This is a genomic window from Pseudomonas sp. LBUM1644, from assembly GCF_059716195.1.
Window position 1 is genome coordinate 2,859,168 of sequence record NZ_CP166812.1, and the last position, 13,821, is coordinate 2,872,988.

A 13,821-nucleotide genomic window follows, 5' to 3' on the forward strand; every position below is an offset into this window, starting at 1 on the left:
TCGCCCATAATCGTGTTTTTTCGCTGCCCCGCAGGAGCCCCATGGAGCAATTTCGTAATATCGGCATCATCGGTCGCCTGGGCAGTTCGCAGGTGCTGGATACCGTCCGCCGACTGAAACGGTTTCTGCTCGATCGTCACCTGCACGTGATCCTCGAAGACACCATCGCCGAAGTACTGCCGGGTCATGGCCTGCAAACGTCCTCGCGCAAGATGCTCGGTGAAGTCTGTGACATGGTGATTGTCGTCGGCGGGGACGGTAGCCTGCTGGGCGCCGCACGTGCCCTGGCCCGACACAATATCCCGGTGCTCGGCATCAACCGTGGCAGCCTGGGTTTCCTGACCGATATTCGCCCCGACGAGCTGGAAGTCAAAGTCGCCGAAGTGCTCGACGGCCACTACCTGGTGGAAAACCGCTTCCTGTTGCAGGCCGAAGTCCGGCGCCATGCCGAGGCCATTGGCCAGGGCGATGCACTGAACGACGTGGTGCTGCACCCCGGCAAGTCGACGCGCATGATCGAGTTCGAGTTGTACATCGATGGCCAGTTCGTCTGCAGCCAGAAGGCCGATGGCCTGATCGTCGCCACGCCAACCGGTTCGACCGCCTACGCGCTGTCGGCGGGCGGCCCGATCATGCATCCCAAGCTCGACGCTATTGTGATTGTGCCGATGTACCCCCATACCTTGTCAGGCAGGCCAATTGTGGTCGATGGCAACAGTGAGCTGAAAATCGTCGTGTCCAAGGATATGCAGATCTACCCGCAAGTCTCGTGTGACGGGCAGAACCACTTCACCTGCGCGCCGGGTGACACCATCACCATCAGCAAAAAGGCGCAGAAGCTGCGGCTGATTCACCCGCTCGACCACAACTATTATGAAGTCTGCCGGACCAAGCTCGGCTGGGGCAGTCGGTTGGGGGGTGGAGGCGATTGATGCTCGATCCCGCGCGTAGCTACGACCTGATCGGTGACGTGCACGGTTGCGCTCTGACCCTTGAGCATTTGCTCGACCGGCTCGGTTATCACAAACAAAGTGGCGTCTGGCGGCATTCGTCGCGTATGGCGGTGTTCGTCGGTGACATCATCGACCGCGGCCCGCGGATTCGTGAAGCGCTGCACATCGTTCATGACATGGTCGAGGCAGGCCAGGCGTTGTGCATCATGGGCAACCATGAATTCAACGCCCTTGGCTGGAGCACCCCGGCACCACCGGGCAGCGGCAAGCAATTCGTGCGTGAGCACACGCCGCGTCACGCCCGCTTGCTGGGTGAAACCCTGACTCAATTTGAACACCATCCCGGCGACTGGCACGACTTCCAGCAATGGTTCTACGAAATGCCCCTGTTTGTGGATGCCGGGCGCTTCCGGGTGGTGCACGCCTGCTGGGATTCGGGGCTGATCGAGCCGCTGCGTGCGCAGTTTTCCAACGGTTGCATCGATGAACATTTCCTTCAGGCTTCGGCTGTGCCGGGCAGCTTCGCGTGTACCGTGTTTGACCGTTTGCTGCGTGGCACCGACATGCGTTTGCCGCATGGCTTGACCATGACCAGCGGCGATGGCCTGGTGCGTTCGTTTTTCCGCACCAAATTCTGGGAAGACGACCCGCAAACCTACGGAGACATTGTGTTCCAGCCCGATGCATTGCCCGATCCCGTGGCCCGCACGCCGCTGTCTTCCACCGAAAAGGACACCCTGCTGCGCTATGGCATCGATGAACCTTTGTTGTTCGTCGGCCACTACTGGCGCAGCGGTAAACCGGCGCCGATCCGTCCGAACCTGGCCTGCCTGGATTACAGCGCAGTGCTCTACGGCAAACTGGTCGCCTATCGACTGGACCAGGAAACCCGGCTCGACCCGAACAAATTTGTCTGGGTCGATGTCGAGCGGCCGGAGGCGCTGCAATGACTGCTGTTGCCGTATTGCGGCTGCCGTTGGCAGTGGACTTGAGCGGGTTCGTCATTCTGCTGCAACGCATGCAGGTGCCGTATCGCGTCAGCGAAGAAGCGGGTGAACAGGTGTTGTGGGTGCCGGCCAACATCAGTGAAGACGTTCGCTCGTTGTATGAGCGCTTCCCGGCGGGCGACCCTGATCAGCAACTGGAAATTCCCGTTGCGCAGACCATCAAGCGCCCCGGTTTTGCCGAGCAGCTACGCCATGCCAGAGCGACCGGCCTGGTGTTGCTGCTGAGCCTGATCGTCGGCGCAGTGACGCTGCTCGGTGAAAACCTCGACACCCTGCGCTGGCTGACCTTTCTCGATTTTCGGGTCGTCGGCGAATACATCCATTTCGTGCCATTGGCTGACAGTTTGGCGGCGGGGCAGTGGTGGCGTCTGGTGACGCCGATGCTGATCCACTTCGGCATCCTGCACCTGGCCATGAACGGCATGTGGTACTGGGAGCTGGGCCGGCGCATCGAGTCGCGCCAGGGCAGTATCAACCTGATCGGCCTGACATTGCTGTTCGGCCTGGTGTCCAACTACGCGCAATATTATTTCAGCGGCCCAACCCTGTTTGGCGGCTTGTCCGGGGTGCTTTACGGGCTGCTTGGGCATTGCTGGATTTTCCAGATACTGTCGCCGAACCGGGCTTATCGCCTGCCGCGCGGCGTGTTGGTGATGATGCTGGTGTGGCTGGTGCTGTGTCTGTCGGGCCTGATCTCGATGATCGGCTTCGGTGAAATTGCCAACGCGGCCCACGTCGGCGGGTTGCTCGTCGGATGCTTGACCGGTTTGTTGGGTGGTTTGTACAACCGCCGTAAACTGGCCGCCTAAAAAAGTTATGTAAGTTCGGAGACCTTGATGTCCTCTTTTCACGAAATGATCCAAAACATCACCCCCGATATCTACCAGAGCCTGAAACTGGCGGTGGAAATCGGCAAATGGTCGGACGGTGGCAAACTCACCGCCGAGCAACGCGAACTGTCGCTGCAGGCGATGATCGCCTGGGAAGTCCAGAACCTTCCGGAAGACAAGCGCACCGGCTATATGGGCCCGCAGGAATGCAGTTCGAAGTCGATCAGTGTGCCGAACATCTTGTTCAAGTCGGATGCCATCCATTGATCGAGATTGGCCGCGGTGCAATCAGTAAAATGTCGGCGCGTCTTGACGGGTCTGACGTGCAGTACGCCTTTCGTCTGGGCGACATCGAGGTGCCGGTCAATCCGTTGATCGGCAGCACGGTTCGTCTGGAATACCTGGGGGCGATTTTCTGTTCCCATTGCGGGCGCAAGACCAAAACCAGTTTCAGCCAGGGTTACTGCTACCCCTGCATGACCAAACTGGCGCAGTGCGACCTCTGCATCATGAGTCCGGAACGGTGCCACTACGACGCTGGCACCTGCCGCGAACCGGAGTGGGGCGAGAAGTTCTGCATGACCGATCACATTGTCTACCTGTCGAATTCGTCCGGAGTGAAAGTCGGGATTACCCGCGCCACCCAGCTGCCGACCCGCTGGATCGACCAGGGCGCCCGTCAGGCGTTGCCGATCATGCGCGTGTCGACCCGTCAGCAGTCAGGCTTCGTCGAAGACCTGTTCCGCAGTCAGGTCGCCGACAAGACCAACTGGCGTGCTTTACTCAAGGGTGAAGCCGTTTCGGTGGACCTTGCCGAAGTTCGCGATCAGCTGTTCGACAGCTGCGCCGAAGGGCTGCAAGGCTTGCAGGAACGATTCGGCCTACAGGCGATCCAGACCATTGCCGACGTAGAGCCGCTCGAAATCCGCTACCCGGTCGAGCAATACCCGGCGAAGATTGTCAGCTTCAACCTGGACAAGAACCCGATTGCCGAAGGCACGCTGCTGGGGATCAAGGGCCAATACCTGATCTTCGACACCGGCGTGATCAATATTCGTAAATACACGGCCTATCAGCTCGCCGTGCATCAGTAAGGACTCCAGCATGCGCACCGAACAACCGAAGATGATCTACCTGAAGGACTATCAGGCGCCTGAATACCTGATCGACGAGACGCACCTGACCTTCGAGTTGTTCGAGGACCACAGTCTGGTCCATGCGCAACTGGTGATGCGCCGCAATCCTGAGCGTGGCTCGGGCCTGCCGCCGCTGGTGCTGGACGGCCAGCAACTTGAATTGCTGTCAGTCACGTTGGCCGACCGCGAATTGAGCGATGCCGATTACCAGCTGACTGAAAACCACCTTACCCTGCACCCGACCAGCACCACCTTCACGGTCGACACCAGCGTCAGGATTCACCCGGAAACCAACACCGCGCTGGAAGGGTTGTACAAGTCCAGCGGCATGTTCTGCACCCAGTGCGAAGCCGAAGGTTTCCGCAAGATCACCTATTACCTCGACCGCCCGGACGTGATGAGCAAGTTCACCACCACGGTCGTCGCCGAGCAGCACAGCTACCCGGTGCTGCTGTCCAACGGCAACCCGATTGCCAGCGGTCCGGGTGAAGACGGCCGGCATTGGGCGACCTGGGAAGACCCGTTCATGAAACCGGCGTACCTGTTCGCGTTGGTGGCCGGCGACTTGTGGTGTGTCGAAGATACCTTCACCACCATGACCGAGCGCTCCGTGGCGTTGCGCATTTATGTCGAGCCGGAAAACATCGACAAGTGCCAGCACGCGATGAACAGTCTGAAGAAGTCGATGCGCTGGGACGAAGAGGTGTACGGTCGCGAGTACGATCTGGACATCTTCATGATCGTCGCGGTCAACGATTTCAACATGGGCGCCATGGAGAACAAGGGCCTCAATATCTTCAACTCCAGCGCCGTGCTGGCTCGCGCTGAAACCGCGACCGATGCCGCGCACCAACGCGTCGAAGCGATCGTCGCCCACGAGTACTTCCACAACTGGTCGGGCAACCGCGTGACCTGTCGCGATTGGTTCCAGTTGTCGCTGAAGGAAGGCTTCACCGTGTTCCGCGATTCCGGCTTCTCCGCCGACATGAACTCGGCGACTGTGAAGCGCATTCAGGACGTGGCCTATCTGCGCACGCACCAGTTCGCCGAAGATGCCGGCCCCATGGCCCACGCCGTGCGCCCGGACAGCTTCATCGAGATCTCGAACTTCTACACCCTGACCGTGTACGAAAAAGGCTCGGAAGTGGTCGGCATGATCCACACCTTGCTCGGCGCTGCAGGCTTCCGTAAGGGCAGCGACCTGTATTTCGAACGCCATGACGGCCAGGCCGTGACCTGCGATGACTTCATCAAAGCCATTGAAGATGCCAACGGCGTCGACCTGACCCAGTTCAAACGCTGGTACAGCCAGGCCGGTACGCCGCGTTTGGCGGTCAGCGAGTCCTACGACGCGGCAGCGAAAACCTACAGCCTTACGTTCCGTCAGAGCTGCCCGGAAACGCCGGACAAGGTTGAAAAGCTACCGTTCGTGATCCCGGTCGAATTGGGCTTGCTCGACTCGAAAGGCGCGGCGATTGCCTTGCGTCTTTCCGATGAAGCCAGCGCTCAGGGTACTTCGCGGGTCATCTCAGTGACCGAGGCCGAGCAGACTTTCACCTTCGTCGACATCGCGGAACAACCATTGCCTTCACTGCTGCGCGGCTTTTCGGCGCCGGTGAAACTGAGCTTCCCCTACAATCGCGACCAACTGATGTTCCTGATGCAGCATGACAGCGACGGCTTCAATCGCTGGGATGCCGGCCAGCAATTGTCGGTGCAGGTGCTGCAAGAGTTGATCGCTCAACAGCAGAAGGGCGAAACCCTGGTACTGGATCAGCGCCTGATTTCTGCCTTGCGCACCGTGCTATCGGACCAGACGCTGGATCAGGCGATGGTGGCAGAAATGCTCTCGTTGCCGGGCGAGGCGTATCTGACTGAAATCAGCGAAGTGGCTGACGTTGACGCGATTCACATCGCTCGCGAGTTCGCGCGCAAGCAATTGGCTGAAGGTTTGTTCGAGGCATTGTGGTTGCGTTATCAGGCCAATCGCGATCTCTCGAAGAAAACCCCCTATGTCGCCGAGGCCGAGCACTTTGCTCGTCGTGCCTTGCAGAACATCGCCCTGTCGTACCTGATGCTCAGCGGCAAGCCGGAGGTGTTGGCAGCGACGCTGGAGCAATTCGAGACCAGCGACAACATGACCGAGCGTTTGACCGCGCTGGCGGTGTTGGTGAACTCTTCGTTCGACGATGAGAAAGCCAAGGCACTGGCCAGTTTCGCCGAGCACTTCAAGGACAATCCGCTGGTGATGGACCAGTGGTTCAGCGTTCAGGCGGGCAGCACATTGCCGGGTGGCCTGGAGCGGGTGCGTCAGTTGATGCAGCATCCGGCGTTCAACATCAAGAACCCGAACAAGGTGCGGGCGCTGGTCGGTGCGTTTGCCGGGCAGAACCTGATCAATTTCCATGCGGCCGACGGTTCCGGGTATCGGTTCCTGGCGGATCTGGTGATTGAGTTGAATGGGTTCAATCCGCAGATCGCTTCTCGCCAACTGGCGCCGCTGACTCGCTGGCGCAAATATGACGATGCTCGTCAGGCGTTGATGAAGGGCGAGCTGGAGCGGATTCGGGCTTCGGGGCAGTTGTCCAGTGATGTGTTTGAAGTGGTCAGTAAAAGTCTGGCCTGAGTTTGGGTTTGCTCCCTCAGGGTTCACTCGGACCTTGTGGGAGCTGGCTTTTCGGGTCGATCTGTTTCTTGGATGGGGTACATATCCGTTTCTACGGTAACGGCGGCTTAGGGTTTCGCCCTTACGGCGACTCACTTTTTTTTCAAACGCCAAAAAAAGTAAGCAAAAAAGGCTCGCCCCGAGCGTCCGGCCCCTCGCTTAGGCTCGGCGTTCCTTCGTTCCGGTATCCATCTGGGGGCATTGCCCTCCGGTCTGCTCCGCTACGACCTACATGCAATGTGTTCGACTGCGTCGAACGGCGCTGCGCGCCAATCCCCGGATGAACACCTCCACTCAGCCTCCCGATATAGGGCAGATCAAGATCTAAAGCCAAAGCAACGGCAACAGCAAGATCAAAAGATCGCAGCCTTCGGCAGCTCCTACACCGATCCCTGTAGGAGCTGCCGGAGGCTGCGATCTTTTGAACGCTCCGCGTGGGAACGATCAACGATGCGGCGGCGTAAGGCTTTTGATCTTCACCACTCAAGGCCGAGCGTTAGCTCGCCTGCTGTTGATCTTGACGCACCGCCCCATCGAGAGGCACCGAACGAAAGGGGCAGAAGCACTTTGGTTACTTTGGTGCTTTTCCAAAGTGACTCGCTGTAAGAGCGAAACCGTTATCAGCCGTCACCGCGGCAACGGATATGCACCCAACCCAAATCACCCCACCTGATACCCAATCATTCAGCCAAACCCCATTCCCCTCCAGTTAACAAAAGATAACGTGGCGTCGATTGTCAGACCTTTCCAAACCCCGATAGGATAAGCCAGCTTCCGAAGGGGCTCTAGATTGCGCGTTTCAGGACTATGCTCCAGAGGCCAATCACAACGAGCACCCCTTACGGCGCCCTGATGGGTTGAACGACCTAACAATAATAATGGGGGAAGGTCTATGAGTGAGCCTGTCATGGGTGTGGGTATCTGCCGCCCGCCGGCACTGCGCAAGTTCGCGATGCTGGCTACAGCGCTCTCGCTGTTGGGCTGTGCCGCGTTTTCGGCACCTGTGCTGGCCGCCGCTGCGCCAGCAACCGACGTCGTTTATTCCGTTGAATCTGCCAAGGCCAGTAAAAGCCTGATGCTCGATGTCGCCCACGCCGGCAAACGCCTGGTGGCAGTCGGGGACCGCGGGCACATTCTCTACTCCGATGACCAGGGCAAGACCTGGACCCAGGCCAAAGTACCGAGCCGGCAACTGCTGACCTCAGTGTATTTTGTCGATGACAAACACGGCTGGGCCGTAGGCCATGACGCACAGATCCTCGCCAGCGAAGACGGCGGCGTCACCTGGATCAAGCAATTTGAAGACCTGAAACGCGAATCGCCGCTGCTCGATGTCTGGTTCAAGGACGTCAACAGCGGCTTTGCCGTGGGCGCTTACGGTTCGTTGATGGAAACCACCGACGGTGGCAAGCACTGGGAAGACGCCAGCGATCGCCTGGATAACGAAGACCAGTACCACCTCAACGCCATCGCCGCCGTCAAGGATGCCGGTCTCTTCATCGTTGGCGAGCAGGGCAGCATGTTCCGCTCGGCCGACTGGGGCCAGACCTGGGAGAAACTCGAAGGCCCATACGAAGGTTCGCTGTTCGGCGTGATCGGCACTGCTCAATCCAACACGCTGCTGGCCTACGGCCTGCGGGGCAACCTGTTTCGCTCCACTGATTTCGGCACCACGTGGGAGCCGGTCGAGTTGAAAGCGACTCGCGGCGCACTGGAGTTCGGCCTGTCCGGCGCAACGTTGCTCGACGACGGCTCCATCGTGATTGTCGGCAATGGTGGCTCGGTGATCCGCAGCAACGACAACGGCGAAACCTTCAGCGTGTTCAACCGACCGGACCGTATTTCCGTTTCGGCGGTGACTGCGGCGGGTAACGGCAATTTGATTCTGGCAGGACAGGGCGGCGTTCGCGCTACTTCGCCAACCGGCTCAGAGCTGGGCAAATAATAAGAAGGGCGGAGCTATGACATCCATGACAAGTCATCACCAGGACAAGGCGACGTTTCTCGAGCGCCTGATTTTCAACAACCGCCCGGCAGTGATCACGATCTGCCTGCTGGTCAGCATCTTCCTGTTCTGGCAGGCGACGCTGATCCGGCCGTCCACCAGTTTCGAAAAAATGATCCCGCTCGAGCATCCATTCATTCAGAAGATGATGGAGCACCGTAACGACCTGGCGAACCTGGGCAACACCGTGCGCATTTCGGTGGAAGCTACCGACGGCGATATCTTCTCCAAGGAGTACATGGAGACCCTGCGTCAGATCAACGACGAGGTGTTCTACATTTCCGGCGTCGATCGCTCCGGTCTCAAGTCGCTGTGGAGCCCGAGCGTTCGCTGGACCGAGGTGACGGAAGAAGGCTTCGCTGGCGGTGAAGTGATTCCCCAGAGCTACAACGGCTCCCAGCAAAGCCTCGACCTGTTGCGCAACAACGTGCTCAAGTCCGGGCAAGTCGGGCGCCTGGTGTCCAACGACTTCAAGTCGAGCATCGTCGACATCCCGCTGCTGGAGTCCTACCCGGACCCGCAGGATCAAGGCAAGTTGCTGGCCCTGGACTACCGCAAGTTCTCCCACGAGCTGGAAGAAAAGATCCGCGACAAGTTTGAAAAGCAGAACCCTAACGTCCAGATCCACATCGTCGGTTTCGCCAAGAAAGTCGGCGACCTGATCGATGGCCTGGTGATGGTGGTGATGTTCTTCGGCGTTGCCTTCATCATCACCTTGATCCTGCTCTATTGGTTCACCAACTGCATGCGCAGCACCGTGGCGGTACTCAGTACCACGCTGGTCGCGGTGGTCTGGCAGCTGGGGCTGATGCACTTTTTCGGTTTCGGGCTCGATCCGTATTCGATGCTGGTGCCGTTCCTGATCTTTGCCATCGGTATTTCCCACGGCGTACAGAAAATCAACGGTATTGCGTTGCAGTCCAGCGAGGCCGACAACGCGTTGACGGCTGCGCGGAGGACCTTCCGCCAATTGTTCCTGCCGGGGATGATCGCGATTCTCGCGGATGCCGTTGGCTTCATTACGCTATTGATCATCGATATCGGTGTGATTCGTGAGCTGGCGATCGGTGCATCCATCGGCGTGGCAGTGATCGTGTTCACCAACCTGATCCTGTTGCCAGTCGCGATCTCCTACGTCGGCATCAGTAAACGCGCCGTCGAGCGCAGCAAGAAGGACGCACACCGCGAACACCCGTTCTGGCGCCTGCTGTCGAATTTTGCCAGCCCGAAAGTTGCACCGGTGTCCATTGCCCTGGCCTTGCTGGCTTTTGGTGGCGGCCTTTGGTACAGCCAGAACCTGAAAATCGGTGACCTCGATCAAGGGGCTCCGGAGCTGCGTCCGGACTCGCGTTACAACAAGGACAACAACTTCATTATCAACAACTACTCCACCAGTTCCGATGTGTTGGTGGTGATGGTCAAGACCAAGGCCGAAGGGTGCTCACGCTACGAAGCCATGGCGCCGATCGACGAGTTGATGTGGAAGATGCAAAACACCGAGGGCGTGCAATCGGCCGTCTCGCTGGTGACCGTGTCCAAGCAGATGATCAAGGGCATGAACGAGGGCAACCTGAAATGGGAAACCCTGTCGCGCAACCCGGACGTGCTGAACAACTCCATCGCGCGGGCTGATGGCCTGTACAACAACAGCTGCTCCCTGGCGCCGGTGCTGGTATTCCTCAACGACCACAAGGCGGCAACGCTGGATCGTGCGGTCCATGCAGTGCAAGATTTCGCCAAGGAGAACAACAAAGAAGGGCTGGAATTCATCCTCGCCGCCGGTAACGCCGGGATCGAGGCGGCCACCAACGAGGTGATCAAGGAATCCGAGCTGACCATCCTGATCCTCGTCTACATCTGCGTTGCGACCATGTGCATGATCACCTTCCGTTCCTGGGCGGCGACCTTGTGCATCGTGCTGCCGCTGGTGCTGACCTCGGTACTCGGTAACGCATTGATGGCCTTCATGGGCATCGGCGTGAAAGTCGCGACCTTGCCGGTCGTGGCGCTCGGGGTGGGGATTGGCGTGGACTACGGCATCTACATCTACAGCCGACTGGAAAGCTTCCTGCGTGCTGGCCTGCCGTTGCAGGAAGCCTACTACCAGACGCTGAAGTCCACCGGTAAAGCGGTACTGTTCACCGGTTTGTGCCTGGCCATCGGCGTGTGCACCTGGATCTTCTCGGCCATCAAGTTCCAGGCCGACATGGGGCTGATGCTGACCTTCATGTTGCTCTGGAACATGTTCGGCGCACTGTGGCTGCTGCCAGCGCTGGCGCGGTTCCTGATCAAGCCGGAGAAACTGGCGGGGCAGAAGGGTAACTCGCTGTTTGCTCACTGATCCCTGGCTGAAACAGAAAAGCCGCAACCTTAGGGTTGCGGCTTTTTTTTATGTTTGAGGATCAAAAGATCGCAGCCTTCGGCAGCTCCTACAGGGGACCGAGTACACCGGACCCTGTAGGAGCTGCCGCAGGCTGCGATCTTTTGACTTTGACCTAAGACAAATCCGTACCCAACACCACATTCAGCGCGCTACGCGCATCGTCGAGTTGAACCAGCGTCGCATGGCGTGCACCCAGCGCATCGCGGTTTTCGATGGCCGTGAGAATCGCCTTGTGCCGTGGCAATGCCAGCTCATGCAGGTTCGGCCGCTGGTTCGAATGCTTCAACGCTTCGGCTATCGCCACCGACAGCATGTTGCACAGGTTCGCCAACAAGTCGTTGTGGGTCGCATCGGCAATTCGGCTGTGAAAATCCAGGTCTGGTTGCAACAAGGCTTCGGGCGTCGGTGCGGCTTCCATGCGCTGGTACGCTTCACCGATGGAGGCGATATCAGCGTCTGTGGCGAATTGTGCAGCGAGGGCAGCGGCCGCCGGTTCGATGATGCTGCGCACGCTGGTCAGCAGATCGAAGAATTGGTTCTGCGGGCTGCTTTGCATCAACCAGTGCAGCACGTCCGGGTCGAGCATGTGCCATTCCTTGCGCTGCTTGACCACCGTGCCGACCCGCGGGCGGGAATACACCAGGCCTTTGGCGACCAGCACACGAGTGGCCTCGCGCAGTACCGGGCGGCTGACCGCGTACTCCTCACACAGCAGGGCTTCGGCGGGCAGTTTGTCGTCCGGTTTGAAGCGCCCGGAAACGATCTGCATGCCCAGTTCCTGGACGATGCGCGAGTGCATGCTTTTGCGGTCGGAGGGTTTGCGGTAATCCATGGGGAACGGCGCGATCCTGGGCGATGGAGATGCTGCGCATGATAACAGGCGCGGCGCAAACAAATGTAGGAGCGAGCTTGCTCGCGATGGTGTGACAGTCACAGTGATATCGACTGACACACCATCGCGAGCAAGCTCGCTCCTACAGGGGGCTGTGGTGTTAGTGAGAATGGCGCGGTACTTCGGCCCCTCGACAACCGACCAGGAAGTCAAAGTCGCAACCCTGGTCAGCCTGCAGCACATGGTCGATGTACAGCTGACGATATCCGCCCAGGATCATTGGCGGTGGCGGCTGCAGATCGGCCATGCGTGCTGCCAGTTCGGCATCCGGAATGTCCAGGTGCAGGCGCCCGCTGGCGCAGTCGAGTTCGATCCAGTCGCCTTCCTTCACCACTGCCAACGGCCCGCCGGCCGCTGCTTCCGGTGCCACATGCAAAACCACCGTGCCGTAAGCGGTGCCGCTCATGCGCGCATCGGAAATGCGCACCATGTCGGTTACACCCTGGGCCAGCAGCTTGGCCGGCAAACCCATGTTGCCGACTTCGGCCATGCCCGGGTAACCCTTCGGCCCGCAGTTTTTCATGACCATAATCGAGTTGGCATCCACGTCCAGTTCCGGGTCGTTGATCCGCGCCTTGTACATGTCGAAGTTCTCGAATACCACCGCACGCCCGCGATGCTGCATCAGCTCAGCCGTGGCTGCGGACGGTTTGAGCACCGCGCCGAGTGGCGCCAGATTACCGCGCAACACGCAGATGCCACCGTCGGCACGGATCGGGTTGTCGAGGGTGCGGATCACTTCGTCCTTGCCGTAGATCGGTGCGTCCTTGGTGTTCTCGCCGAGGGTCTTGCCGTTGACGGTCAAGGCGCCCGGGTGCGGAATCAGATTGGCTTCACCGAGGCGGCGTAACACGGCAGGCAAGCCGCCAGCGTAGTAGAACTCTTCCATCAGGAAGCGTCCGGACGGTTGCAGGTCGACAATGGTCGGCATGCCGCGACCGATGCGAGTCCAGTCGTCCAGCTCCAGGTCCACGCCGATCCGGCCGGCGATGGCTTTCAAGTGAATCACTGCGTTGGTCGAGCCACCGATGGCAGCGTTGACGCGAATAGCGTTTTCGAACGCTTCCTTGGTGAGGATCTTTGACAGCTTCAGGTCTTCGCGAACCATTTCCACTGCGCGCATGCCGGACATGTGCGCCAACACGTAACGGCGCGCATCGACCGCCGGAATGGCTGCGTTGTGGGGCAGGGAAGTGCCAAGGGCTTCAGCCATGCACGCCATCGTCGAGGCGGTGCCCATGGTGTTGCACGTACCGGCCGAACGCGACATGCCGCCCTCGGCCGCGAGGAAGTCGTCGAGGGTGATGGTGCCGGCCTTCACCTGTTCGCTGAGCTGCCAGACCACGGTGCCGGAGCCAATGTCCTGGCCCTTGTGCTTGCCGTTGAGCATCGGCCCGCCGGTGACCACGATGGCGGGCACGTCGCAACTGGCCGCGCCCATCAGCAGCGCCGGGGTGGTTTTGTCGCAACCGGTCAGCAGCACCACGCCGTCAATCGGGTTGCCACGAATCGCTTCTTCGACGTCCATGCTCGTCAGGTTGCGGGTGAACATGGCGGTCGGGCGCAGGTTGGATTCACCGTTGGAGAACACCGGAAACTCAACCGGCCAGCCACCAGCCTCGATCACCCCACGTTTGACGTGCTCGGCGATCTGGCGGAAATGCGCGTTGCACGGAGTGAGTTCCGACCAGGTGTTGCAGATGCCGATGATCGGCTTGCCGTGGAACTGGTGGTCGGCGATGCCCTGATTCTTCATCCAGCTGCGGTACATGAAGCCGTTTTTGTCGGCAGTGCCAAACCATTGGGCGGAACGCAGGGTGGGTTTCTTATCAGACATGATCGATTCTCTTATTGTATGACTATATTGTTCGAGCTAAGGCGTAACATAAGCGCTATTTCGCTGGTTTGGAAGTGTTGTTGGGTAATTAGTATTACTATATAGTCGTTTTC

At 59.3% G+C, this 13,821-nt stretch carries 10 protein-coding genes; 8 read left to right on the forward strand and 2 right to left on the reverse strand.

Features of this window, described 5'->3' with window-relative positions; genetic code table 11:
- Positions 1-41 precede the first annotated feature (41 nt).
- The 8 genes from ACA052_RS12945 (at position 42) to ACA052_RS12980 (ending at position 10,937) form a co-directional block, all read left to right on the forward strand.
- Complete coding sequence (locus ACA052_RS12945; RefSeq protein WP_010459816.1) at positions 42-932, forward strand: NAD(+) kinase; 891 nt, start codon at positions 42-44, stop codon at positions 930-932.
- Positions 932-1,903, forward strand: a complete 972-nt coding sequence (locus tag ACA052_RS12950) for a metallophosphoesterase (protein WP_497650023.1) — start codon at positions 932-934, stop codon at positions 1,901-1,903. Before ACA052_RS12945 ends, ACA052_RS12950 begins: the two co-directional genes overlap by 1 nt.
- On the forward strand, positions 1,900-2,769 hold the full coding sequence (locus ACA052_RS12955; protein ID WP_497650024.1) for a rhomboid family intramembrane serine protease: 870 nt from the start codon (positions 1,900-1,902) through the stop codon (positions 2,767-2,769). The genes ACA052_RS12950 and ACA052_RS12955 overlap by 4 nt, the downstream gene beginning before the upstream one ends.
- A gap of 27 nt (positions 2,770-2,796) precedes the next feature.
- Positions 2,797-3,057: a YeaC family protein gene (locus ACA052_RS12960; RefSeq protein WP_497650025.1), complete on the forward strand. Its 261-nt coding sequence runs from the start codon at positions 2,797-2,799 to the stop codon at positions 3,055-3,057.
- Complete coding sequence (locus ACA052_RS12965) at positions 3,054-3,884, forward strand: DUF2797 domain-containing protein (RefSeq protein ID WP_497650026.1); 831 nt, start codon at positions 3,054-3,056, stop codon at positions 3,882-3,884. Before ACA052_RS12960 ends, ACA052_RS12965 begins: the two co-directional genes overlap by 4 nt.
- 10 nt (positions 3,885-3,894) lie before the next feature.
- Positions 3,895-6,552 (forward strand): aminopeptidase N, encoded by a 2,658-nt coding sequence (gene pepN, locus ACA052_RS12970; RefSeq protein WP_497650027.1) that lies wholly within the window; start codon positions 3,895-3,897, stop codon positions 6,550-6,552.
- A gap of 931 nt (positions 6,553-7,483) precedes the next feature.
- Complete coding sequence (locus ACA052_RS12975) at positions 7,484-8,536, forward strand: WD40/YVTN/BNR-like repeat-containing protein (protein WP_497650028.1); 1,053 nt, start codon at positions 7,484-7,486, stop codon at positions 8,534-8,536.
- Positions 8,537-8,561: 25 nt separating this feature from the next.
- A complete protein-coding gene (locus ACA052_RS12980; protein ID WP_497650029.1) occupies positions 8,562-10,937 on the forward strand; it encodes an efflux RND transporter permease subunit in 2,376 nt (791 codons plus the stop codon).
- Positions 10,938-11,091: 154 nt separating this feature from the next.
- On the opposite strand, the gene ACA052_RS12985 is transcribed toward ACA052_RS12980, so the two are convergent.
- Together ACA052_RS12985 and ACA052_RS12990 are read right to left on the reverse strand one after the other, a co-directional pair.
- The gene (locus ACA052_RS12985; protein ID WP_497650030.1) at positions 11,092-11,811 is read right to left on the reverse strand and encodes a FadR/GntR family transcriptional regulator; all 720 of its coding nucleotides are present in this window, start codon (positions 11,809-11,811) and stop codon (positions 11,092-11,094) included.
- Positions 11,812-11,971: 160 nt separating this feature from the next.
- Positions 11,972-13,708 carry an IlvD/Edd family dehydratase gene (locus ACA052_RS12990; protein ID WP_497650031.1) on the reverse strand — a complete coding sequence of 579 codons (1,737 nt, stop codon included), beginning with the start codon at positions 13,706-13,708 and terminating at the stop codon, positions 11,972-11,974.
- Positions 13,709-13,821: the final 113 nt, after the last annotated feature.

Coding starts and splice junctions, on each gene's coding strand:
- ACA052_RS12945 (WP_010459816.1), top strand. CDS start 42: ATGGAGCAATTTCGTAATATCGGCATCATCGGTCGCCTGGGCAGTTCG.
- ACA052_RS12950 (WP_497650023.1), top strand. CDS start 932: ATGCTCGATCCCGCGCGTAGCTACGACCTGATCGGTGACGTGCACGGT.
- ACA052_RS12955 (WP_497650024.1), top strand. CDS start 1,900: ATGACTGCTGTTGCCGTATTGCGGCTGCCGTTGGCAGTGGACTTGAGC.
- ACA052_RS12960 (WP_497650025.1), top strand. CDS start 2,797: ATGTCCTCTTTTCACGAAATGATCCAAAACATCACCCCCGATATCTAC.
- pepN (WP_497650027.1), top strand. CDS start 3,895: ATGCGCACCGAACAACCGAAGATGATCTACCTGAAGGACTATCAGGCG.
- ACA052_RS12975 (WP_497650028.1), top strand. CDS start 7,484: ATGAGTGAGCCTGTCATGGGTGTGGGTATCTGCCGCCCGCCGGCACTG.
- ACA052_RS12980 (WP_497650029.1), top strand. CDS start 8,562: ATGACAAGTCATCACCAGGACAAGGCGACGTTTCTCGAGCGCCTGATT.
- ACA052_RS12985 (WP_497650030.1), bottom strand. CDS start 11,811: ATGGATTACCGCAAACCCTCCGACCGCAAAAGCATGCACTCGCGCATC.
- ACA052_RS12990 (WP_497650031.1), bottom strand. CDS start 13,708: ATGTCTGATAAGAAACCCACCCTGCGTTCCGCCCAATGGTTTGGCACT.